At 41.4% G+C, this 2890-nt stretch carries 5 protein-coding genes; all 5 read right to left on the reverse strand.

Annotated elements, in window-relative coordinates:
- Positions 1-288: 288 nt before the first annotated feature.
- Positions 289-486, reverse strand: a complete 198-nt coding sequence (locus VE944_RS22650) for a type II toxin-antitoxin system HicA family toxin (protein ID WP_324982222.1) — start codon at positions 484-486, stop codon at positions 289-291.
- A complete protein-coding gene (locus VE944_RS22655; protein ID WP_324982224.1) occupies positions 487-732 on the reverse strand; it encodes a DUF1902 domain-containing protein in 246 nt (81 codons plus the stop codon).
- 98 nt (positions 733-830) lie between these two features.
- Positions 831-1370: a DOMON-like domain-containing protein gene (locus VE944_RS22660; protein ID WP_324982227.1), complete on the reverse strand. Its 540-nt coding sequence runs from the start codon at positions 1368-1370 to the stop codon at positions 831-833.
- Positions 1367-2485, reverse strand: a complete 1119-nt coding sequence (locus tag VE944_RS22665; RefSeq protein ID WP_324982230.1) for a phosphotransferase enzyme family protein — start codon at positions 2483-2485, stop codon at positions 1367-1369. Before VE944_RS22665 ends, VE944_RS22660 begins: the two co-directional genes overlap by 4 nt.
- Positions 2486-2802: 317 nt before the next feature.
- The gene (locus VE944_RS22670; protein WP_324982233.1) at positions 2803-2886 is read right to left on the reverse strand and encodes a Tudor-knot domain-containing protein; all 84 of its coding nucleotides are present in this window, start codon (positions 2884-2886) and stop codon (positions 2803-2805) included.
- Positions 2887-2890: the final 4 nt, after the last annotated feature.

Raw genomic sequence — 2890 nt, forward strand, 5'->3', positions numbered from 1 at the left:
TTTTTTTAAAATTACCATTAAGTAGGTGGAAAAATTTACAAGTATGTCAACTTACTTTTTGCTGTGCATCTACCGCGAGTATAATAGTGAAACCTTTTGTCTCTAACTATGTCGGTGTTGATGCCATTGCCAAGCATGAGCGAGGATTTGATAGGGTGCGGACACCAACCTAAAACTTTAATTGCTTTGTCGCTGTTACCAACTAAAATAGATGGGTCGCTAAGTTGGCGATCGCTATTTTCAACGACTTGCCCAGTATCTAGGATATCGACATAAAAATTATCAAAATTAAAAAGCTTTAGACAGTCCTGCTTGTTTTAAAACTGCGTTAGCTGTATGGCGTGATTTGATATAACTATCTACTACAAAACGACGGTCTGTAATTGGACTATACCAAATTTCATGGTCTCCCTTACCTTGCCTTTGAAAGTAGCACCCAGCTTCCACAAGCATCTTTTTCAACTCAGGAGTAAAAGACACACCCATTTAGGAAACCACCTCTATTAACTCTTGTCGATGGCTGGTTAATTCAAAGCTGATAGAACCCACATAATTAGAAGGTACAATTCGATTCAGAACAAGGAGTTCTGGAATAATTTCTCTGAGCTTTTGCGTAAGAGACTCAATCGTAGAAGCTTCTGTTACTAATCCTGGCACGTTTTCACTAGTTGCTACCCAAACTTCTGCATCCTTATCCCAAAATGCATCAACCTTCAATGTGTTTTGTGTCATGATAGAGCGTTAAGCACTAATTTACGATAATAATTCAAGTTTAAAACAATTGAATAGCTTTTTTGATGAAGTATCGCATAGCTAGATAAAAACGTATCTTACAACTTAAGAATAAAACTATCTCGCAGATGAAAGTCAGCCTCCGCACCTCTATGAGTTAACGCCCAGTAAGTCACCTCACCATTTCTGTATTTAATAACGGTAGTAATGCTAACTTCAATAGCTTGTTCTGCCGAAATGATTTTACCCAAATCTACATCCAACACAAGTATTAAACCATCGGCTTGATTTTGAACATTAAACGATAGATTTTCAAACGCTGTTTCCTCTTGCATTCCTTGACGATATCCATCAAAGAGATAGATATTCCAGTGTCCGGCGGGGGAGAGGTTAAATTCCCAATACCGTTGAGAATCTTTGACACCAAGAAAGAACTCGAAGCAGGTGTCTTCCCAAAGTTCATGCTTGCGTGATGGAGTATTTGATGGTGGGGCGATTGCAATTTCTTTTAAATCGTCCTCAAGGATATAGCGGATGGCAAGTTTATTACCATTTCTGGAAATATTACCTGCAATTTTCAAATTAGGCAGGGATTTGGTAGAAGGAAAGGGTTGCAGGGAAAATGTCTGTTCGCTCATTTCATATCTTTAATAATGTTGCAAATCTGCGTTTCTTGCGATTCAATACTTTCGGTAAGCTTAAACTGGACAATCGCTCTTGCCAAGTTATGTTCTGGATGCTTGACTTTGAAGTAGACATTCCCAGCTAAATAATCAGCAAAAAATCTCAATCCTAGCTCAAAAGCGATGAGACGAATTGCGTCGTATATATATGCATAGTCATTCTCAGTCAGAAATGCCTTTGCTACCGAAAGATAACCTTGTAAGATTCCCTGACACAGATCGGTATCGAAATAAACACTGTCCCAATTCTCAGTTTCTTCTCCGGCCGGATTGCAACCCGATCGCAGGCAATCACCAATATCGTAATGTACCAGACCGGGTTTAACGGTGTCGAGGTCGATGACGCTGACGGCTTGCTGGGTAGCAGTGTCAAACATCACGTTATTGATTTTTGGATCGCCGTGCATCAAACGCAAAGGTAGCTTGCCTTCAACTTTGGCATCTTCTAGGATATGTGCAAAGGCTTGGCGATCGCTAACAAACTGTAAGCAATAATTAACTTCCGAAGATTGGCTAGCAATAGTTTTCGCCAACACTTCCTCGTAATGCTGGAGATAAAGCGGTGTAATATGGAACCCTTGAAGGGTATCGGCGAGTTTTTCTGGTGGCAAATCGCTGATCAAATTGTGGAACATCCCCAAGGCATAACCGATTTCTTTCGCGTGTGAGCGATCGCGCATAGTATCGAAAGACTGGGAGCCTTCAATAAAGCTGATCGCCCGCCAAAAGGAGCCATCTGCATCCCTCCAGTAGTCTAGAGCATCCTTAGTTAATAGTACGCGTGGCACTTCCCAGCGACGATTTGGAGGCGTATGCTGTAACCGTTTGCGAACATGCTCAGTGAAGGTACGCATATTCTGCATAATCAGTTGTGGCTGCCGAAATACTTGCGTGTTGATGCGTTGCAAGACAAAATATTGTTCTTCTGAATCATCTAGATTTACTAAGAAGGTGTCATTGATATTACCACTTCCAAAAGCTTTAACGCCTGTAACCTTCCCTAGCCCAGCGAATTGATAAGCGATCGCAACCAGATTCTCTGCGCTTCGTGTATTGAATTCTTCCGTCATGTTGTTAACCTGTACTACTCCTCACATACATTGCACAAAGGCAATAGGGGATATCGTAGCGCAAGTGTCAAAATAATTTGTAATCTCATGTCGTGTCAAATTACCCATAATAAAAGAACCCCACCCCCAACGCCTCCCCGCTTGCGGGGAGGGGAGACAAAGCGTAGCTTTGGCGGGGTGGGGAACTTCTGGTTTAAGCAATCAAGGGGATATGATATAATTCTTCGTAATTTTTAAAAGTACTACAGATTAACACAGAGCGCGATACCGAATAGCCCATCGGAGATATCGCTCTCGCCAGCCCCGTGCTAATTCAATTAGGAAATTTCGTCACTATCAACCCACTCATCATAGGATGAGTCATAACCAATGTAATGAACAAAGTATTGCTGATTTTGGATTTGC

The sequence above is a fragment of the Nostoc sp. genome (assembly GCF_035638895.1).
Taxonomy (GTDB): domain Bacteria; phylum Cyanobacteriota; class Cyanobacteriia; order Cyanobacteriales; family Nostocaceae; genus Nostoc.